Raw genomic sequence first — 19,875 nt, forward strand, 5'->3', positions numbered from 1 at the left:
CAACAATGCCGTATACACCGATGAGCGATCTTGGACAGCAGGGCCTGTTTGACATCACGCGCACACTTTTACAACAGCCCGATCTCGGCGCGCTGAGCGATGCCCTGACGCGGCTGGTCAGGCAATCAGCGCTGGCGGACAGCGCCGCCATTGTGCTCTGGCATAGCGCAACCCACCGCGCGAGCTATTTCTCAACGCGTGATAACGGCAAAATCTTCGAATATGAAGATGAAACGTTTCTGGCCCACGGTCCGGTGCGGCGTATCCTCTCCCGCCCGGAAGCGCTGCACTGCAATTTTGACCAGTTTCGCCAGGCCTGGCCGAAGCTGGCAGAGAGCAATCTTTACCACCCGTTCGGCCACTACAGCATGCTGCCGCTGGCGGTGGAAGGGCAAATTTTTGGCGGCTGCGAGTTTATCCGCGATACCGACCAGCCCTGGAGCGAGGCGGAGTACGAACGCCTGCACACCTTTACCCAGATTGTGGCCGTTGTCGCGGAGCAGATCCAAAGCCGCGTCACCAATAACGTGGACTACGACCTGCTGAGCCGCGAGCGCGATAACTTCCGCATTCTGGTTGCCATCACCAACGCCGTGCTCTCCCGCCTGGACATGGATGAGTTGGTCAGCGAAGTGTCAAAAGAGATCCATCACTATTTTAAAATCGATGCCATCAGCATTGCGCTACGCGGCAACCGGAAAGGCAAGCTGAACATCTACTCCACCCACTACCTTGATGAAGCCAACCCGGCGCACGAGCAGAGCGAAGTGGATGAAGCGGGAACGCTGTCCGAGCGGGTATTTAAAAGCAAAGAGATCCTGCTGCTCAATCTCAATGAACAGGATCCGGTAGCCCCCTACGAGCGGATGTTGTTCAACACCTGGGGCAACAAGATCCAGACCCTGTGCCTGCTGCCGCTGATGTCCGGCAACACCATGCTCGGCGTGCTTAAACTGGCGCAGTGCGATGAGGCCGTATTTACCACCGCCAACCTGAAGCTGCTGCGCCAGATCGCCGAGCGTATCTCCATTGCGCTGGATAACGCCCTCGCCTATCAGGAGATCCACCGCCTGAAGGAGAGGCTGGTGGACGAAAACCTGGCGCTGACCGAGCAGCTCAACAACGTGGACAGCGAGTTTGGCGAAATCATCGGGCGCAGCGATGCCATGTACAGCGTCCTTAAGCAGGTGGAAATGGTGGCGCAGAGCGACAGCACGGTGCTGATCCTCGGTGAAACCGGTACCGGGAAAGAGCTGATTGCCCGGGCGATCCACAATCTGAGCAACCGCAATAGCCGCCGGATGGTGAAGATGAACTGCGCGGCGATGCCTGCGGGCTTACTGGAAAGCGACCTGTTCGGCCACGAGCGCGGCGCCTTTACCGGCGCCAGCAGCCAGCGGCTGGGCCGTTTTGAACTGGCGGATAAAAGCTCGTTGTTCCTCGACGAAGTGGGCGATATGCCGCTGGAGCTTCAGCCCAAGCTGCTGCGCGTTTTGCAGGAGCAGGAGTTCGAGCGCCTCGGCAGCAACAAGCTGATCCAGACCGACGTGCGTCTGATTGCCGCCACCAACCGCGATCTGAAAAAAATGGTCGCCGACCGCGAGTTTCGCAGCGATCTTTACTATCGCCTGAACGTCTTCCCGATCTGCCTGCCGCCGCTTCGCGAGCGCCCGGAAGATATTCCGCTGCTGGTGAAAGCCTTTACCGCGAAGATTGCCCGCCGGATGGGGCGAAATATCGACAGTATTCCTGCCGAAACGCTACGCACCCTCTCGGCGATGGAGTGGCCGGGGAACGTGCGCGAGCTGGAAAACGTCATTGAGCGCGCGGTCCTGCTGACGCGCGGGAACGTGCTCCAGCTCTCCCTGCCAGAGGTTACTCTCTCTGAAACGACCGTGACCGCAACCGAGCTTGCGAAAGAGGGAGAAGATGAATATCAGCTCATTATGCGAGTGCTGAAGGAGACCAACGGCGTGGTAGCCGGACCGAAAGGTGCGGCGCAACGGCTGGGGCTGAAGCGTACCACCCTGCTCTCGCGCATGAAGCGTCTGGGAATCGATAAAGAGAGTCTGAATTAACCCGTCATTCCGGCGACGTCGCCCTGCGCGTAATTTGTCGCCCACTGCGGCGCGGAGCCGGTTATTTTTTGGGCCGATACTTTTCGGGTAATTCCGGAACCGGACGGCGATCGTCGATCAGATGACGGATGGTCAGAATTGGATGACGCCATAACATACGTGGCCCTGCCCAACGCATCACCTGCTTCATCTCTTCCCGTCGGGCGGGCTGATAACAGTGCACAGGGCACTGTTTGCAGGCGGGTTTTTCCTCACCAAACACGCATTTATCCAGCCGCTTATCGGCATAAGCCTTGAGCGCTGAATAGTGCCCCTCTTCTTTTATGGCGTGCGGACACCTGTTTTCGTACAGGGCGATCATTCTGGCGATCGTCTTTTTTTCTCGTGAAATACGTTTACCGGACATAACGTCGTCCTCAACAATAAAGTGCATTTATAATACCCTTTTATCCGCACATTTTCAGTCATTGCATTCCATTTTCTGAAGCGCCCTTCCAGAATTACCCCGCCCCCCGCTGCGTTTTACTGGTATTTTATACAGGCATAAATAACCACCTTTGACCGCATTCACCGGAGAGCTTATGCAAGAGATCGCGATCGCCAAACCCTATCGTCACTTGAAAGTGGGTTACTTCAGAAAACGTCATGAAGACCGTAAAACGAAAATTCCAAAACGCTACAGCGTACACGCAGCGCTGAGCCTGAAAGGCGACTGGCTTGAGCAAGCGGGATTTACCACCAACTCGCAGGTTCGGGTGGGCGTCGAGCACGGGAAAATCATCATTGAATTAATGGTGGAAGATGCCTCGTAAAGTCGTGACTTTTTTCTGCGCCGCACCTTTTTTTCATGCGACAATAGAAGGAACAATCGGCCATTGAGCCGCTCAAAGCGTAATATTTTCAAAGAAATGGATATCATAACTCCATGAGCACAATCGACAATTTCGACGCGCATACGCCAATGATGCAGCAGTACCTGAAGCTGAAGGCACAGCATCCGGAAATTTTGCTGTTTTACCGTATGGGCGATTTTTACGAGCTTTTTTATGACGATGCGAAACGTGCGTCTCAGCTGCTCGACATTTCCCTGACGAAACGTGGCGCGTCGGCAGGCGAGCCCATCCCGATGGCAGGTATCCCGCATCACGCGGTTGAAAACTATCTGGCGAAGCTGGTGAACCAGGGTGAGTCTGTCGCTATCTGCGAACAAATTGGCGACCCGGCCACGTCGAAAGGCCCCGTTGAGCGCAAGGTCGTACGCATCGTGACGCCGGGAACCATCAGCGATGAGGCCCTGCTTCAGGAGCGCCAGGATAACCTGCTGGCGGCGATCTGGCAGGACGGTAAAGGGTTTGGCTACGCCACGCTGGATATCAGCTCCGGTCGTTTTCGCCTGAGTGAACCGGCTGACCGTGAAACCATGGCGGCTGAACTACAGCGCACCAATCCGGCAGAACTGCTTTATGCAGAGGATTTCGCCGAGACGGCGCTGATTGAAGGTCGCCGCGGCCTGCGTCGTCGTCCACTGTGGGAGTTCGAAATTGATACCGCGCGCCAGCAGCTGAACCTGCAATTTGGCACGCGCGATTTGATTGGCTTTGGCGTAGAAAATGCCCCGCGCGGGCTGTGTGCCGCAGGCTGCCTGTTGCAGTACGTTAAGGATACGCAGCGTACCGCCCTGCCCCATATCCGTTCCATTACCATGGAGCGTCAGCAGGACAGCATCATCATGGATGCCGCCACGCGCCGCAACCTGGAGATCACTCAGAACCTCGCTGGCGGCATGGAAAATACGCTGGCGTCGGTTCTCGACAGCACGGTTACCCCCATGGGCAGCCGTATGCTTAAACGCTGGCTGCATATGCCGATCCGCAATACCGACACGCTGATCGGCCGCCAGCAAACCATTGCCGCATTGCAGGATCGTTACACCGACTTGCAGCCGGTGCTGCGTCAGGTGGGTGATCTTGAGCGTATCCTGGCGCGCCTGGCACTGCGCACCGCGCGTCCACGCGATCTTGCCCGTATGCGTCACGCGTTCCAGCAGTTGCCGGAACTGCGTGCTCAGTTGGGAGAGATCGACAGCGCGCCAGTGCAGAAGCTGCGCGAAACCATGGGCGAATTTACCGAGCTTCGCGAACTGCTGGAACGCGCCATCATTGATGCGCCGCCTGTTCTGGTGCGGGATGGCGGGGTTATTGCTCCGGGTTACAACGAAGAGCTGGACGAATGGCGTGCGCTGGCCGATGGCGCGACGGATTATCTGGATAAGCTGGAAATCCGCGAGCGTGAACGTCTGGGGCTCGACACCCTGAAAGTCGGCTACAACGCGGTACACGGTTACTATATCCAGATCAGCCGTGGGCAGAGCCACCTGGCACCGATTCACTACGTTCGCCGCCAGACGCTGAAAAATGCCGAGCGCTACATTATTCCCGAGCTGAAAGAGTACGAAGACAAAGTGCTCACGTCGAAAGGTAAAGCGCTGGCGCTGGAGAAACAGCTGTATGACGAGCTGTTCGACATCCTGATGCCGCACCTGGCTGACCTGCAACTGAGCGCCGCTGCGCTGGCCGAGCTGGATGTCCTGGTAAACCTGGCCGAGCGCGCCGATACGCTGAATTACACCTGTCCGACCTTTACTGACAAACCCGGCATTCGCATTACCGAAGGCCGCCACCCGGTGGTTGAGCAGGTGCTGAACGAACCGTTTATTGCCAACCCGTTGAACCTGTCACCGCAGCGAAGAATGCTGATCATTACCGGCCCCAACATGGGCGGTAAAAGCACCTATATGCGCCAGACAGCCCTTATCGCGCTGCTCGCCTACATCGGCAGCTACGTTCCGGCGCAGAAAGTTGAGATTGGCCCTATCGACCGTATCTTCACCCGTGTGGGTGCGGCGGACGATCTGGCGAGCGGTCGCTCTACATTTATGGTCGAGATGACCGAAACCGCCAACATTCTGCATAACGCGACAGAGAACAGTCTGGTGTTGATGGACGAAGTAGGACGCGGTACCTCCACCTATGACGGCCTGTCCCTGGCCTGGGCGTGCGCGGAAAGTCTGGCAAATAAAATCAAGGCGCTGACGCTGTTCGCAACGCACTATTTCGAACTGACACAGCTGCCAGAGAAAATGGAAGGCGTGGCTAACGTCCACCTTGATGCGCTTGAGCACGGCGACACCATCGCCTTTATGCACACGGTGCAGGACGGCGCGGCAAGCAAGAGTTATGGCCTGGCCGTCGCGGCGCTGGCGGGCGTGCCAAAAGAGGTGATCAAGCGCGCGCGTCAGAAACTGCGTGAACTGGAAAGTTTGTCACCGAATGCGGCGGCGACGCAGATAGATGGTACGCAGATGTCACTGCTGGCGGTCCCGGAAGAGACCTCTCCGGCCGTGGAAGCGCTGGAAAATCTCGACCCGGATTCCCTGACGCCGCGACAGGCGCTGGAGTGGATTTATCGGTTGAAGAGTCTGGTTTAGTTCTCTGCGGTCTTTTTTGCCGGGTGACGGCTACGCTTACCGGGCCTACAAAACCCGTAGGCCCGGTAAGCGTAGCGCCACCGGGCAAAGGACCGCACAATATTATCGCCCGGTAAGCGCAGCCGCCACCGGGCTTTTTTTACAGCAGCGGCGGGATCGTCGGCACCTGCGGCGCCTCATCAATATCCTTCTGCGTCATGCGGAACGCTTCCGGGTAATGCTCGCGGCTGGTACGGCGCAGCGGTTCGGTATCGCGCCAGGTATACAGACAGTGCTGACACTGGTATACCGTCCAGACACCTTTCACCGGTGATGTTGCCATCACTTCAATATGTTCATCGGCACAACGTGGACAAATCATTTTTTCCTCCTTATTGACGTGCCGCCAGCATCGCGGTCAGTTTTTCGGCCCAGGCTTTGGTTTCAGGGAGATCCTGTACCGGCTGGCTGTAGTGACCACGGTTGTCCGGGGCAACAGGGGTGGTGGCATCAATGATCAGCTTGTCAGTGATCCCCGCCGGGCTGGAGCCAGGGTCAAGCTCGAGCACAGACATATTCGGTAGCTGCACCAGATCGCCTGCCGGATTGACCTTCGATGACAGCGCCCACATCACCTGCGGCAGGTTAAACGGATCGACATCTTCATCCACCATAATCACCATCTTCACGTAACCCAGACCGTGTGGCGTGGTCATGGCGCGGAGCCCGACCGCACGGGCAAAACCGCCGTAACGCTTTTTAGTGGAGATAATCGCCAGCAGACCGTGGGTGTACATGGCGTTTACCGCCTGCACTTCCGGGAATTCCGCCTTCAGCTGCTGATAGAGCGGTACGCAGGTGGCGGGCCCCATCAGATAATCAATCTCGGTCCACGGCATGCCCAGGTAGAGAGATTCGAAAATCGGTTTAGTGCGGTAAGAAACTTTGTCGATACGCACAACCGTCATGTTGCGCCCGCCGGAGTAGTGACCGGTAAACTCACCGAAGGGCCCTTCAATTTCACGTTTCCGGCCTTCAATCACCCCTTCCAGGATCACTTCCGACCCCCACGGCACATCGAAACCGGTCAGCGGAGCCGTCGCAATCGGATACGGGCTTTCACGTAGCGCACCGGCCATCTCATACTCGGATTGATCGTATTTCAGCGGCGTGGCGCCCATCAGGGTGATGATCGGATCGTTACCCAGCGTAATGGCAATTGGCAGGTCTTCGCCGCGCTCTTCTGCCTTATGCAGATGCAACGCAATATCGTGCATCGGCACCGGTTGCAGGCCGAGCTTACGCTTGCCCTTCACTTCCATACGATAGATCCCGACGTTTTGCTTGCCGAAGTGATCGGGGTCGAGCGGATCGCGGGAGACAACGCATGCTTTATCGAGATAAAAGCCCCCGTCACCGTCGTTCAGGCGGAACAGCGGCAGAATGTCGAACAGGTTAATGTCTTCCCCGTCCACCGTGTTCTGCGCCCAGGCCGGGTTTGCACGACGCTCTGGCGCGACGGGAAATTTGTCCCAGCGACGAATAAACTCGTCGATCTGTTTTTTCACCGAGGTATTCGCCGGCAGCCCCATCGAAATAGCGTGGTTTTGCCACGAGCCGATAGTGTTCATCACCACACGGGCATCGGTGAAACCGCGAATATTATCGAACCACAGCGCAGGCGCGCCATCGCCAATGCGCCCGGTAGCGTTGGCGGCCGCCGCTAAATCCGGCTCAGCGTTTACCTCTTCCTCAATTTTCAGCAGCTGCCCTTGCTCATCGAGCGCCTGCAAGAAGCTTCTCAAATCATCAAATGCCATCTTTATTCTCCTGTGAAAAATGTTTCGCTGCCTGCAAACCTTCCCAGCGTCGGGCTTTTTTATGCTCCAGACCGAACTGGTCGAGAACGCGGGTCACGATATGCTGGGTAATGTCATCGGCGGTTTGCGGGTGGTTGTAGTACGCAGGCATAGGCGGCACCATCGCCACGCCCATGCGGGAAAGGGCAAGCATGTTCTCGAGATGGATGGTGCTGAGCGGCGTCTCACGGGGAACCAGCACCAGCTTGCGTCCCTCTTTCAGCACCACGTCTGCCGCACGCCCTACCAGCCCTTCGGCGTAGCCCGCGCGGATACCCGCCAGCGTTTTCATGCTGCACGGGATGACGATCATGCCGTCGGTGCGAAACGAGCCGGAGGAGATGGTGGCAGCCTGATCGGCCGGGCTATGGACGACATCCGCCAGGGCAGCAACGTCATGCGCAGTGAAGGGCGTTTCCAGCTCAATCGTGGTTTTTGCCCACTTCGACATCACCAGATGCGTTTCCACCTCCGGCATTTCCCGCAGCGCCTGCAACAACGCCACGCCTAATGGCGCACCCGTTGCGCCCGTCATTCCCACAATCAATCTCATTCAGCACCTCAATAAGTTTGTTCGTATACGAACATATTAATTAAACTACGCCTTGATCCTGCTGCTGACAAGATCGTTCGTATACGATCACACTAATCGCTAAAAAACTCTCGCGTTAAAATTCAGCCCGAGAGCGGCTATCATAGAGGGAGTATTTTTCCGTCGGAGTGTCCATGGAGTTAAGACAAGAAGCTTTCCACCTGCTACGTCAGCTTTTTCAACAGCATACCGCCCAGTGGCAGCACGCATTGCCCGAACTGACAAAGCCACAGTATGCGGTGATGCGGTCAATTGCTGAAAATCCTGGCATTGAGCAGGTTGCCCTGACTGAAGTCGCGGTGAGCACCAAAGCGACGCTGGCAGAAATGCTGAGCCGCATGGAAGCACGCGGCCTGGTCAGGCGCGAGCACGATCCGGCGGACAAGCGCCGTCGGTTTGTCTTTCTGACGGCCGAAGGTGAGGCCCTGCTTGAGAGCAGTAAACCGATTGGAAATGAGGTGGATGAGGCGTTTTTAGGGCGCCTTAACGGCGCGGAACGAGAGCAATTTTCAGCGCTCATTAAAAAGATGATGCAGGATTAAGTAACCCTGACGCGCATAAAATCAATAAATGTTCGCACTTTCGCGGGCACATGCCGGGCATCAGGATAAACGGCATAGATGCCCTGCTGAGCGAACGTGTACGCCGGTAACAGCGAGACCAGTTCCCCTGCATCCAGTGCGTTTCGCACCAGCCACTCCGGCAGCAGCGCCACTCCACATCCCGCGAGGGCAAAAGCCATCAGCGCCTGGGCGCTGTCTGCATACAGGCGCGGCGCTTTCTTGATCTCAAAGGAAACCGGCTGCCCATCAACGCCTCTCATCTGCCAGCGCAGCGGCGAGGTTAAACGCTCGTGAATGATCCAGTCCGCTTCCGCCAGCTGCTCCAGCGAGTTAACCGGATGGTTTGCCAGCCAGCCTGGCGTTGCCACGGGCAGGATGGTGAAGGAGGTCATCAACGCGGCGTGGTAGCGCGAATCTGCAAGCGTGCCGAGCCGGATAGCGACATCGAAGCGCTCGGCGATAAGATCGGCATGCAAAGAGGACGAGACATGCCGCACGCGGAGGTCCGGGTGCAGCTGGCTAAATTCAGCCAGCAAAGGCACCACCACCTGCGAGCCATATTCGGGCGTGGTGGTGATCCGCAGTTCTCCCGTCAGCCCGGCGTGGTTGGCGCGAACATCATCCTGCAATCGCTCTGCATCCCGTAACAGCATCACGCTTCGTTGATGAAAGAGCTTCCCCGCTTCGGTCAGCGTCAGGCGTCGGGTGGTTCGCAGCAACAGGGTGACGCCCAGCTCCTCTTCAAGCTGACGAATATGAAAGCTGACCACCGCTTTTGTCAGCCCCATCGCCTCCGCCGCGGCGGTGAAACTGCCGGTGTCCGCTACGGCGATAAACATCGCCGTACGCTGTAAATTAAGCATCGCTTGCCTGGTTAACTGTCAAAATAATGTTGACAGTATATCGTGCTTTGTCGCGTTTATCCGTAACGCGCGGGCCGATACGATACGCCACCTCACCGGAGGAACTTCCATGACGTATCGCAGCAAAATCGCCGTCGTCTTTCTGCTCGGCTTTTTCCTTGATTTAATAAACATGTTTATTGCCAGCGTCGCCTTTCCGGCGATGGCTCGCGCTTTCAATACCACACCTTCCGCGCTTGCCTGGGTAAGTAACGGATACATTGCCGGACTGACGTTAGTCATCCCTTTCAGCAGTATCCTGACGCGCCGCGTCGGGCCGAAACGCGTTATCCTGCTCTCACTGCTTCTCTTTAGCGCGGCCTCCGTTGCGGCGGGTCTCTCATCTTCGCTGGAAAGTCTGATTGCCTGGCGAGTCGTACAGGGCGCCGGAGGGGGTTTACTGATCCCGGTTGGTCAGGCGCTGACCTGGCAACAGTTTAAGCCTCATGAGCGGGCCAGACTCTCCTCGGCGGTGATGCTGGTCGCACTGCTTGCCCCCGCGTGCTCACCGGCTGTGGGCGGTATGCTGGTTCAGACATTCAGCTGGCGCTGGATATTTTTTGCCACCCTGCCCGTCGCCATTGTCACCTTTGCTTTGGCCTGCGCGTGGCTTAAAACAGAACCGTCGCCGATAACCCCCACCAGGACAGTAAACCTGTCTTTGCTGACGGATCCGCTGTTGCGCTTATCCATGCTTATCTATGTGTGCGTACCCGGCATCTTTATCGGCGTGAACGTAACGGGCATGTATTACCTCCAGAGCGAGGCCAATATGACGCCCGCCGCAACGGGCATGCTTATGCTGCCGTGGTCTGTGGCTTCGTTTGTGGCTATCACCGCGACAGGACGCTATTTCAACCGTATCGGCCCCCGGCCGCTGGTGGTCATCGGTTGCCTTTTGCAGGCGACGGGCATTCTGCTTTTAGTTAACGTCGGCCCGGCAATGCTGCTACCTGCCGTTGCGTTTGCGCTGATGGGCGCGGGGGGGAGCCTTTGCAGCAGTACGGCTCAGAGCAGCGCGTTTTTGACGATGCGACCGGAAGATATGCCCGATGCCAGCGCGCTATGGAATCTGAATCGTCAGTTGAGCTTTTTTGCGGGCGCTCTGCTGCTGGCGCAGGCGCTGAGCTTCATGCAGGATTATCTCGCGCCGCTGGTCGCCTGGCACGGGATGTTTGTTTTTGCCGCAGTCATCACCCTACTGCCCGTACTGTACGTCTACCGTCTTAACAACACGCAGTTACTTGCGCAACTGCAACAGGAGCAACCATGACCCATTTCGAACAAGAGATCCTCGACATTCACGTCGCCCTTGAAAACTGGTTAGGTGCAGGCGAAGGCGATCGGGACGCCCTGCTCGCCCGTTTCCGTCCGGATTTTCTGATGGTTCCACCGAGTGGCAACCCTTTAGATCATCACGCGCTTGCCCAATTTTTATATGCGCAGCGGGGAACCCGACCGGGGCTCAGGATCGACATTGATGCGTTAACAACGCTTCAGACATGGGACAACGGCGCAGTGCTCCATTACCGGGAAACGCAAACCCGGCCAGGCCAGCCCGTCAACGTGCGCTGGTCAACCGCAGTGCTTAATCAGGAAGGGGATAACATCACCTGGCGTTTGCTGCACGAAACGGCGCAGCCGTAAGACATAAAAAAGGCCCGTCTCACGACGGGCCTTTTCTGACGAATGGTTGCTTACTCGCGGAACAGCGCTTCGATATTCAGACCTTGCCCTTGCAGGATTTCACGCAGGCGACGTAGTCCTTCAACCTGAATCTGACGAACACGTTCACGGGTCAGGCCAATCTCACGACCGACGTCTTCCAGTGTCGCAGCTTCATACCCCAGTAAACCGAAACGACGTGCCAGCACTTCACGCTGTTTGGCGTTCAGTTCGAACAACCATTTGACGATGCTCTGTTTCATGTCATCGTCCTGCGTGGTGTCTTCCGGGCCGTTGTCTTTTTCATCGGCCAGGATGTCCAGCAGCGCTTTTTCGGAGTCGCCACCCAGCGGGGTGTCAACCGAGGTAATGCGCTCGTTGAGACGCAGCATACGGCTTACGTCATCAACCGGTTTGTCGAGTTGCTCTGCAATCTCTTCCGCACTTGGCTCGTGGTCCAGTTTATGGGACAACTCGCGCGCGGTACGCAGATAAACATTCAACTCTTTGACGATGTGGATCGGCAGTCGGATCGTACGGGTCTGGTTCATAATAGCCCGTTCGATGGTCTGACGAATCCACCAGGTCGCGTAGGTTGAGAAACGGAACCCGCGTTCCGGGTCAAACTTCTCAACTGCGCGGATGAGACCTAAGTTGCCCTCTTCAATCAGATCCAGCAGAGCCAGACCACGATTGCCGTAACGGCGGGCAATTTTCACGACCAGTCGCAGGTTACTTTCGATCATGCGACGACGCGAGGCAACATCACCACGCAAAGCACGACGTGCGAAATAGACTTCTTCTTCGGCCGTTAGCAGTGGGGAGTAACCAATCTCCCCAAGGTAAAGCTGAGTCGCGTCCAGCACACGCTGTGTGGCACCCTGCGATAACAGCTCTTCTTCAGCCAAATCGTTATCACTGGGTTCCTCTTCTACTAAGGCTTTTTCGTCAAAAGCCTCTGCTCCGTTCTCATCAAATTCCGCGTCTTCATTTAAATCATGAACTTTCAGCGTATTCTGACTCATAAGGTGGCTCCTACCCGTGATCCCTGGACGAGACACCCTGGCTGGCATGTCCCATCAATTTATCGCTGCGGTAAATATTGCAGCGGGTTTACGGATTTCCCCTTGTAACGAATTTCAAAATGCAAGCGTGTAGAACTGGTTCCGGTGCTACCCATGGTAGCGATTTTTTGCCCCGCCTTAACTTCTTGTTGTTCCCGGACCAGCATAGTGTCGTTATGGGCGTAGGCACTCAGGTAATCATCATTATGTTTGATGATAATAAGATTACCGTAACCGCGCAGTGCGTTACCGGCATAGACAACGCGCCCGTCTGCGGTCGCGATGATTGCCTGTCCTTTACTGCCTGCGATATCGATCCCTTTGTTGCCCCCCTCAGAGGTAGCGAAGTTCTCGATAATCTTGCCGTCAGTTGGCCAGCGCCAGGTGGTGATTGACGAGCTGGCATTCTGACTGCTTGCAGTCGGTACAGTAGAGCTAACCACAGGTGCCGTAGTCGGTGCTGTGACAACAGTCGCAGTACCTTTATTATTCGGCAACATTTTGTTAGCACTCTGATCACCTGAATCCTCAGAATACGTAATTACAGGTTGTGAAGCAACCACCGTGGTGGTTTTTTGTGCAGGGGTGACGCTGTTATTTTGCGCAGTTACGTCGGCCGCTGAAACGGTGTTGCCTGGCGTAAGCGGTGTCCCCGTCGCGTTGCCAACCTGAAGCGTTTGCCCGACTTCCAGAGCGTACGGGGCCTGGACGTTGTTTCGCTGTGCCAGATCGCGGAAATCGTTCCCGGTGATCCAGGCAATATAGAACAGCGTATCGCCGCGCTTCACGGTATAGGTGCTGCCGCCGGTATAGCTACCTTTCGGAATGTTCCCATATTTACGGTTATACACTATGCGGCCATTTTCGGTCTGAACAGGCTGATCCACTGGCTGAATCTGCGAAGGCTGCGTAACTGGACGCTGGACCGGCTGGATCTGCGGAGTTTGCTGCGCCGTGGACGTGCCCATTTTAGGCGGAGGGGTAATCAACATTCCGCTGGACGTGTTACCCGAGCCGCTGGTTCCATTGACGGAACTGACGGGCGCAGGTGCATTGTCAGAACTTGTACAGCCTGCCAGCCAGAGCGAAACCAGTGATAATGCCGCAACACGGCTGATGGTGAATTTTGGGCTTCCCGCGCTCATTTATCCCCCAGGAATGTGTTAACTACCAGTGACTTAAAAATAACCGTGATGGCACGAACCTATCGCGCCACACCATACGCTGAATTTGCCTCAATAACCCTGGAAAAATCCGAGTCTCAGGCCAGCTCGCCCTTAACCAGGGGCACAAAGCGCACGGCTTCCACGGTATCGATAATAAACTCGCCGCCGCGTCGACGAACGCGCTTTAAAAGCTGCTGCTCATCGCCTACGGGCAAAACCAGAATGCCGCCCTCGTCCAGCTGCGAGAGAAGTGCAGCGGGGATTTCAGGTGGCGCTGCCGTGACAATGATGGCGTCAAACGGGGCGCGAGCCTGCCAACCCTGCCATCCATCGCCGTGGCGTGTCGATACATTATGTAAATCAAGCTGTTTCAGGCGACGGCGCGCCTGCCACTGCAAGCCTTTAATCCGTTCCACGGAACAGACATGGTGCACAAGGTGGGCCAGGATCGCGGTCTGATACCCTGAACCGGTGCCAATTTCCAGCACGCGGGAGTCTGGCGTTAACTCCAGAAGCTCCGTCATACGCGCCACCATGTAAGGCTGCGAAATCGTCTGGCCTTGCCCGATGGGCAGCGCCACGTTTTCCCACGCTTTGTGTTCAAACGCCTCATCTACAAACTTCTCACGGGGAACCTGGGCAAGCGCATCCAGCACCTGCTCGTTGGCGATCCCCTGTGCGCGTAATTGTTCCAGAAGAGTTTGTACACGTTTACTTACCATTGCGCGTTCACTCCGACCCGATCTAACCAGTCCGACACCACATCATGCGCGCTATAAGCGGTTAAATCTACGTGCAACGGCGTAACGGAAACGTAACCCTCATCCACCGCAGCGAAGTCGGTGTCTGGCCCGGCATCGCATTTATCTCCCGGCGGGCCGATCCAGTACAGGGTATTGCCGCGCGGATCCTGCTGGGGAATAACCTGATCGGCCGGATGGCGACTGCCGCAGCGCGTCACGCGGATCCCTTTGATCTCGTCCAGCGGGAGATCCGGCACGTTAATATTGAGGATACGTCCGGTACGCAGCGGCTCGCGGCCAAGCGCACGGAGAATGGAGCAGGTCACCGCAGCGGCAGTGTCATAGTGGGTGTGGCCGTTTAACGAGACCGCCAGCGCCGGGAACCCCAGGTGACGCCCCTCCATCGCCGCGGCCACGGTGCCGGAGTAAATCACATCATCGCCAAGATTTGGCCCGGCATTGATGCCGGAGACCACAACATCCGGCCGCGGGCGCATCAGCGCATTTACGCCCAGAAACACGCAGTCGGTCGGCGTCCCCATCTGGACGGCAATATCGCCATTCTCAAAGGTAAAGGTGCGAAGTGAAGACTCCAGCGTCAATGAGTTAGACGCGCCACTGCGGTTACGATCGGGAGCCACGACCTGCACATCCGCAAATTCGCGGAGGTGTTTCGCCAGCGTCTGAATACCTGGCGCATGGATCCCGTCATCGTTACTCAGCAATATTCGCATAATCACCCGACGTGTTGATAAGTTCCCTGACAACACTGGTGGCAAAGCTACCTGCCGGCAGCCAGAAGCGTAACTCGACGGTTACGTCATCCCACCAGTTCCAGCTCAGCTGTTGCGGATAGAGGAGCATCGCACGGCGCGCCGCCTCGACTTTTTCCCGCACCAGCAATGATTGTAATTCTGGCGCATCCGCCACCGCTGACTGCTCAGCGGCCAGCGCCTCGCCCTGGGTTCCCCAGTCGCCTGAGCCCGGCAAGGCGGCGGTAATCATCAGCGCTTTAGCGTCCACGCGCGACTGGGCATCGGCCATCTCATCGGCCGTTGCCACAAACCAGCTTCCGCGTCCCGCTAATTGTAGCGCATCGCCGACAACAACTTGATTCGCGTCCGGTTTTTTCAGCCGTTCGCTCACAATCTGATTAAACAACGCACTGCGGGCTGCCGACAACCAAAAACTGCGTTTATTCCTGTCGCGCACCGGCGCGCTGCTTTGCGCCCAGCGCAGCGCGCCCAGCAGGTTGCTGCCACCAATGCCAAAGCGCTGTGCGCCAAAATAGTTTGGCACGCCGCGTTCGGTAATGGCCTTCAGGCGTTTTTCAACGTCATCGCGGTCGGCCACTTCACGCAGCACCAGCGTGAAATCGTTGCCTTTCAACGCTCCCGGACGCAATTTGCGTTTGTGGCGGGCATACTCCAGTACCTTACAGCCCTCAAGCTCAAATTTGCTTAAATCGGGCATGGCATTGCCGGGCACGCGGGCGCAAAGCCACTGTTCGGTCACGGCATGCTTATCCTTTTGACCGGCAAAGCTCACCTCGCGGGCGTGAATGTTGAGGAATTTTGCCAGCGCGTCCGCCACGAAGCGGGTGTTGCAGCCGTTTTTCAGAATGCGCACCAGGATGTGCTCGCCTTCGCCATCCGGCTCAAAACCCAGATCTTCCACTACCACGAAATCTTCAGGGTTGGCTTTCAGCAGACCCTTGCCCTGCGGTTTACCGTGCAGATACGTCAGGTTGTCGAAATCCGTCATTTGACCGCCTTCACCAGCAGCGCCACGGCTTCACAGGCAATGCCTTCGCCACGACCGGTAAAGCCCAGCTTCTCCGTGGTGGTCGCTTTGACGTTGACGTCGTCCATATGGCAGCCCAGATCTTCAGCGATAAACACGCGCATCTGAGGGATGTGCGGCAGCATCTTCGGTGCCTGAGCAATGATCGTCACATCAACGTTGCCGAGGGTGTAGCCTTTGGCCTGAATACGACGCCAGGCTTCGCGCAGCAGTTCGCGGCTGTCTGCGCCTTTAAAAGCAGGATCGGTGTCCGGGAACAGTTTACCAATGTCGCCCAACGCGGCGGCACCCAGCAGCGCGTCGGTCAGCGCATGCAGCGCCACGTCGCCATCAGAATGCGCCAGCAAACCTTTTTCGTATGGAATGCGCACGCCGCCAATGATAATTGGGCCAACGCCGCCAAAGGCGTGTACATCAAAACCGTGTCCAATACGCATTATGCCTTCTCCTGAGAGGTCGTACGGGTAAGATAAAATTCCGCGAGCTGTAAGTCTTCCGGGCGCGTCACTTTTATATTATCAGCGCGTCCTTCAACAAGCGTTGGGTGGAAACCGCAATACTCCAGCGCCGAGGCTTCGTCCGTAATGGTCGCACCTTCTTTAAGCGCACGCGTTAAGCAGTCGTGGAGTAATTGGAGGGGAAAAAATTGTGGCGTCAGCGCGTGCCATAAATCCACGCGCTCGACGGTGTGGGCAATCGCCGGTTTACCCGGTTCGGCACGCTTCATGGTGTCACGCACCGGGGCGGCCAGAATGCCGCCCACGTTACTGGTTTCACTCAGGGCCAGCAGACGTGACAGATCGTCGTGATGCAGACAGGGACGCGCGGCATCGTGCACCAGCACCCACTGCGCGTTCCCGGCAGCCTGAATGCCCGCCAGAACAGAGTCGGCCCGCTCGGCGCCGCCGTCAACAACGGTAATCTGGGGATGATGTGCCAGCGGGAGCTGCGCAAAACGCGCATCGCCGGGGCTGATGGCAATAACCACGCGTTTCACCCGGGCATGCGCCAGCAGCGCTGCCACGGCGTGCTCGAGGATCGTTTTATCACCAATTGAGAGGTACTGCTTGGGACACTCTGTCTGCATGCGCCGGCCAAAACCTGCGGCCGGCACCACGGCACAGACGTCCGAAAAAGTTGCTGCCATGTCGTAATCCTGGGCCTGATTATCGATTGTTTTGTGCGGAGCCCTGATTGCGTTTAGACGCATCCGGAACCAGGCGATAAAACGTTTCGCCCGGCTTAGTCATACTGAGTTCATTGCGTGCGCGCTCCTCAATCGCCTCCTGGCCGCCATTGAGGTCATCAATTTCAGCAAAAAGTTGATCGTTACGCGCTTTAAGTTTGGCGTTTGTCGCCTGCTGTGCCGCGACGTCATCGCTCACCCGGCTGTAGTCGTGCAGTCCGTTTTTGCCGAACCACAGCGAATATTGCAGCCAGACCAGCAAAGCCAGCAACAGCAGCGTTAGTTTACCCATCCTGCCCCCTGAAAAAACGGCATCATCATCCCATAACTTTCCGCTGGACTCTACTGCGGGGTTTTAATTATGCCGTAAGTTAGCCCATCAGCCATAAAAACAGCAGGCCAAAGATGACCACAACGGTGGCGATAGTGATGAGCGTACTATACAGGAGCTTGCCGTTGAAAAGGGAGTGCAGCGCCACGCCCACAACCACCGCAACGGGCATCAGCGCCAGAAAGAAAGGCCAGGTATAGAGGAAGAAAAAGAGGGTGTTACCACCGTAGATCAAAAACGGGATACCCAGCGCCAGTAGCCACGATACGAAGCCGACTATCGCCCCAGGGAAGGACCAGGTCGTTTCGTCGTCGGTCGTTAACGGTTCCGACCCGGTGGTAATCATGTAGTTTTCACTGTTGCGCATAGCTAATCCTGTGACCGTGACTCATCGCTCGGGAAGACAGCTCCCGAACGATACCGTCTCAGGATCTGATAATATCGTCCCGTCTGAGCAGGTCTAATAATTGGCTTACTAAATTTGTTACCAATTGTTGGCCTTCCAGATGAATCTCAGGGGATTCAGGCGCTTCGTAAACCGAGTCAATGCCGGTGAAGTTTCGCAGCTCTCCCGCGCGGGCTTTTTTGTACAGCCCTTTTGGATCGCGCGCTTCGCAGATTGCCAGCGGGGTATCCACAAACACTTCAATAAAGCGATTCTGCCCCACGCGCTCACGCACCATCTGACGTTCGGCGCGGTGAGGTGAGATAAACGCCGTTAGCACCACCAGCCCGGCATCCGCCATCAGGCTGGCGACTTCCCCTACCCGACGAATGTTCTCTTTACGGTCTTCATCGCTGAACCCTAAATCGCTGCACAGGCCGTGACGCACGTTGTCGCCGTCCAGCAGGTAGGTGCTCACCCCCTGCTGATGCAGCGCCTCTTCCAGTGCGCCTGCCACCGTGGATTTACCGGAGCCAGACAGCCCGGTAAACCACAGCACAACCCCACGGTGATCGTGGAGCTGTTCGCGCTGGGCGACGGTGACCGGATGAGGATGCCAGACGACGTTCTCATCATGGGCGGCCATCACTTGCCTCCCAGCAGATCGCGTGCGCCCCAGTGCGGGAAGTGCTTACGCACCAGCGCATTCAGTTCCAGCTCGAAGGCGCTGAACTCAGACGTCACGCTCGCCTGTGCGTCAGGCTCGCGGACCATGCCGGCACCGACGGTGACGTTGGTCAGGCGGTCAATGAAGATCAGCCCGCCCGTCACCGGATTCTGCTGATACGGATCCAGCACCAGCGGCTCGTCGAAGGTCATATCCACCAGACCGATGCCGTTCAGCGGCAGCTCGCTCACGTCACGGTGGGTCAGGTTGTTGATGTCCACCTGGAACTGAATGCCGTCCACGCGGGCGCGGGTTTTCTTGCCGGCGATTTTAATGTCATAGCTCTGGCCTGCGGTCAGCGGCTGTTCGGCCATCCACACTACATCCACGGATGCGCCCTGCACCGCCGCCAGCGTTTCCTGCGCGTCGACCAGCAGGTCGCCGCGGCTGATATCAATTTCGTCTTTCAGTACCAGGGTTACCGCTTCACCTGCCCCGGCTTCGTCCAGATCGCCATCAAAGGTGACGATACGGGCGATGGTCGATTCCACGCCGGATGGCAGCACCTTGACGCGCTGACCCACCTTCACGGAGCCTGAAGCGAGAGTACCGGAGAAACCGCGGAAATCGAGGTTCGGACGGTTCACGTACTGCACCGGGAAGCGCATCGGCTGGGTATCGACCACGCGCTGAATTTCAACGGTTTCCAGCACTTCCAGCAGCGTCGGGCCGCTGTACCACGGCATGTTCGCGCTCTGAGAGGCGACGTTATCCCCTTCCAGCGCCGACAGCGGCACAAAGCGAATATCGAGGTTGCCCGGCAGCTGTTCAGCAAAGGTCAGGTAGCTCTGGCGGATCTCGTCGAAACGCGCTTCGCTGTAGTCCACCAGATCCATTTTGTTTACTGCCACCACCAGGTGTTTGATCCCCAGCAGCGTAGAGATAAAGCTGTGACGACGAGTCTGATCCAGCACACCTTTACGGGCGTCGATCAGCAGGATCGCCAGGTCACAGGTGGACGCGCCGGTCGCCATGTTACGGGTGTACTGCTCGTGCCCCGGGGTGTCGGCGATAATAAATTTGCGCTTTTCGGTAGAGAAGTAGCGATAGGCGACATCAATGGTAATGCCCTGCTCGCGCTCCGCCTGCAAGCCGTCCACCAGCAGCGCCAGGTCGAGTTTTTCGCCCTGGGTGCCGTGGCGTTTACTGTCATTGTGCAGGGAAGAGAGCTGATCTTCGTAGATCTGGCGCGTGTCATGCAGCAGACGACCAATCAGGGTACTTTTCCCGTCATCCACGCTGCCGCAGGTCAGGAAACGCAGCAGGCTTTTGTACTGTTGGGCGTGCAGATAAGCTTCTACGCCGCCTTCATCGGCAATTTGTTGGGCAATAGTCGTATTCATGG

23 protein-coding genes are annotated in these 19,875 nt (G+C 57.1%); 7 read left to right on the forward strand and 16 right to left on the reverse strand.

Translation table 11 applies throughout. From position 1 onward, the window contains the following. The first annotated feature begins 5 nt into the window (after positions 1-5). Complete coding sequence (gene flhA / locus SK50_RS19490) at positions 6-2,078, forward strand: formate hydrogenlyase transcriptional activator FlhA (protein ID WP_032669319.1); 2,073 nt, start codon at positions 6-8, stop codon at positions 2,076-2,078. Positions 2,079-2,139: 61 nt separating this feature from the next. Here flhA and SK50_RS19495 read toward each other — a convergent pair whose 3' ends face one another. Next, positions 2,140-2,484, reverse strand: coding sequence for a nitrous oxide-stimulated promoter family protein (locus SK50_RS19495; RefSeq protein ID WP_022649174.1), 345 nt, complete (start codon positions 2,482-2,484; stop codon positions 2,140-2,142). Between the two features lie 175 nt (positions 2,485-2,659). On the opposite strand from SK50_RS19495, the gene SK50_RS19500 reads away from it, so the two are divergent. Both SK50_RS19500 and mutS read left to right on the forward strand, forming a co-directional pair. Then, positions 2,660-2,890, forward strand: coding sequence for a SymE family type I addiction module toxin (locus SK50_RS19500; RefSeq protein WP_017692767.1), 231 nt, complete (start codon positions 2,660-2,662; stop codon positions 2,888-2,890). A 113-nt stretch (positions 2,891-3,003) separates the two neighbouring features. Then, positions 3,004-5,565, forward strand: coding sequence for a DNA mismatch repair protein MutS (mutS, locus tag SK50_RS19505; RefSeq protein ID WP_017692766.1), 2,562 nt, complete (start codon positions 3,004-3,006; stop codon positions 5,563-5,565). Positions 5,566-5,704: 139 nt separating this feature from the next. On the opposite strand, the gene SK50_RS19510 is transcribed toward mutS, so the two are convergent. From SK50_RS19510 to SK50_RS19520, 3 genes are read right to left on the reverse strand one after another with little or no spacing between them, the layout of a single operon-like run. Then, positions 5,705-5,926 carry a non-oxidative hydroxyarylic acid decarboxylases subunit D gene (locus tag SK50_RS19510; RefSeq protein WP_003862116.1) on the reverse strand — a complete coding sequence of 74 codons (222 nt, stop codon included), beginning with the start codon at positions 5,924-5,926 and terminating at the stop codon, positions 5,705-5,707. Positions 5,927-5,936: 10 nt separating this feature from the next. Then, complete coding sequence (locus SK50_RS19515) at positions 5,937-7,364, reverse strand: non-oxidative hydroxyarylic acid decarboxylases subunit C (RefSeq protein ID WP_032649307.1); 1,428 nt, start codon at positions 7,362-7,364, stop codon at positions 5,937-5,939. Then, positions 7,354-7,956, reverse strand: a complete 603-nt coding sequence (locus tag SK50_RS19520) for a non-oxidative hydroxyarylic acid decarboxylases subunit B (RefSeq protein WP_003862111.1) — start codon at positions 7,954-7,956, stop codon at positions 7,354-7,356. The genes SK50_RS19515 and SK50_RS19520 overlap by 11 nt, the downstream gene beginning before the upstream one ends. A 173-nt stretch (positions 7,957-8,129) precedes the next feature. On the opposite strand from SK50_RS19520, the gene SK50_RS19525 reads away from it, so the two are divergent. Continuing rightward, on the forward strand, positions 8,130-8,537 hold the full coding sequence (locus SK50_RS19525) for a MarR family winged helix-turn-helix transcriptional regulator (protein ID WP_015571704.1): 408 nt from the start codon (positions 8,130-8,132) through the stop codon (positions 8,535-8,537). Here SK50_RS19525 and SK50_RS19530 read toward each other — a convergent pair. After that, a complete protein-coding gene (locus tag SK50_RS19530) occupies positions 8,534-9,421 on the reverse strand; it encodes a LysR family transcriptional regulator (RefSeq protein ID WP_023304325.1) in 888 nt (295 codons plus the stop codon). The two genes, SK50_RS19525 and SK50_RS19530, sit on opposite strands and share 4 nt — an antisense overlap. Positions 9,422-9,530: 109 nt before the next feature. Between SK50_RS19530 and SK50_RS19535 the strand changes: the two genes are divergently transcribed. Further along, positions 9,531-10,733 (forward strand): MFS transporter, encoded by a 1,203-nt coding sequence (locus tag SK50_RS19535; protein WP_045344498.1) that lies wholly within the window; start codon positions 9,531-9,533, stop codon positions 10,731-10,733. Then, the gene (locus SK50_RS19540) at positions 10,730-11,107 is read left to right on the forward strand and encodes a DUF4440 domain-containing protein (RefSeq protein ID WP_015571707.1); all 378 of its coding nucleotides are present in this window, start codon (positions 10,730-10,732) and stop codon (positions 11,105-11,107) included. The genes SK50_RS19535 and SK50_RS19540 overlap by 4 nt, the downstream gene beginning before the upstream one ends. 50 nt (positions 11,108-11,157) lie before the next feature. Here SK50_RS19540 and rpoS read toward each other — a convergent pair whose 3' ends face one another. Continuing rightward, positions 11,158-12,150: an RNA polymerase sigma factor RpoS gene (gene rpoS, locus SK50_RS19545; protein WP_013098493.1), complete on the reverse strand. Its 993-nt coding sequence runs from the start codon at positions 12,148-12,150 to the stop codon at positions 11,158-11,160. 59 nt (positions 12,151-12,209) lie between these two features. Further along, a complete protein-coding gene (gene nlpD / locus SK50_RS19550; protein ID WP_223259309.1) occupies positions 12,210-13,283 on the reverse strand; it encodes a murein hydrolase activator NlpD in 1,074 nt (357 codons plus the stop codon). Here nlpD and SK50_RS24215 point away from each other — a divergent pair. Beyond that, positions 13,216-13,356, forward strand: coding sequence for a peptidase (locus SK50_RS24215; protein ID WP_223230135.1), 141 nt, complete (start codon positions 13,216-13,218; stop codon positions 13,354-13,356). The two genes, nlpD and SK50_RS24215, sit on opposite strands and share 68 nt — an antisense overlap. A 94-nt stretch (positions 13,357-13,450) precedes the next feature. Here the strand turns inward: SK50_RS24215 and SK50_RS19555 are convergent, their stop codons facing one another. The 9 genes from SK50_RS19555 to cysN all read right to left on the reverse strand — a co-directional run bounded on the left by SK50_RS19555 (position 13,451) and on the right by cysN (position 19,873). Next, entirely contained in the window at positions 13,451-14,077 is a 627-nt protein-coding gene (locus tag SK50_RS19555; protein WP_015571709.1) for a protein-L-isoaspartate(D-aspartate) O-methyltransferase, read from the reverse strand. Next, positions 14,071-14,832, reverse strand: a complete 762-nt coding sequence (gene surE, locus SK50_RS19560) for a 5'/3'-nucleotidase SurE (protein WP_017382816.1) — start codon at positions 14,830-14,832, stop codon at positions 14,071-14,073. The genes SK50_RS19555 and surE overlap by 7 nt, the downstream gene beginning before the upstream one ends. Further along, a complete protein-coding gene (truD, locus tag SK50_RS19565) occupies positions 14,813-15,862 on the reverse strand; it encodes a tRNA pseudouridine(13) synthase TruD (protein WP_045344497.1) in 1,050 nt (349 codons plus the stop codon). The genes surE and truD overlap by 20 nt, the downstream gene beginning before the upstream one ends. Beyond that, positions 15,859-16,338 (reverse strand): 2-C-methyl-D-erythritol 2,4-cyclodiphosphate synthase, encoded by a 480-nt coding sequence (gene ispF, locus SK50_RS19570; RefSeq protein WP_015571711.1) that lies wholly within the window; start codon positions 16,336-16,338, stop codon positions 15,859-15,861. Before ispF ends, truD begins: the two co-directional genes overlap by 4 nt. Then, positions 16,338-17,048, reverse strand: a complete 711-nt coding sequence (gene ispD, locus SK50_RS19575; protein WP_015571712.1) for a 2-C-methyl-D-erythritol 4-phosphate cytidylyltransferase — start codon at positions 17,046-17,048, stop codon at positions 16,338-16,340. Before ispD ends, ispF begins: the two co-directional genes overlap by 1 nt. A gap of 19 nt (positions 17,049-17,067) precedes the next feature. Continuing rightward, positions 17,068-17,379, reverse strand: coding sequence for a cell division protein FtsB (gene ftsB / locus SK50_RS19580; protein ID WP_003862095.1), 312 nt, complete (start codon positions 17,377-17,379; stop codon positions 17,068-17,070). Positions 17,380-17,458: 79 nt separating this feature from the next. Next, complete coding sequence (locus tag SK50_RS19585) at positions 17,459-17,785, reverse strand: DUF3561 family protein (protein ID WP_006811767.1); 327 nt, start codon at positions 17,783-17,785, stop codon at positions 17,459-17,461. Positions 17,786-17,843: 58 nt separating this feature from the next. Further along, positions 17,844-18,449: an adenylyl-sulfate kinase gene (gene cysC / locus SK50_RS19590; RefSeq protein WP_045344496.1), complete on the reverse strand. Its 606-nt coding sequence runs from the start codon at positions 18,447-18,449 to the stop codon at positions 17,844-17,846. Next, complete coding sequence (gene cysN, locus SK50_RS19595) at positions 18,449-19,873, reverse strand: sulfate adenylyltransferase subunit CysN (RefSeq protein WP_015571714.1); 1,425 nt, start codon at positions 19,871-19,873, stop codon at positions 18,449-18,451. The genes cysC and cysN overlap by 1 nt, the downstream gene beginning before the upstream one ends. Between the last annotated feature and the right edge of the window lie 2 nt (positions 19,874-19,875).

Origin of the sequence: Enterobacter sp. BWH64 (assembly GCF_001037645.1) — a bacterium.
In the GTDB taxonomy this organism is placed as follows: domain Bacteria; phylum Pseudomonadota; class Gammaproteobacteria; order Enterobacterales; family Enterobacteriaceae; genus Enterobacter; species Enterobacter hormaechei_C.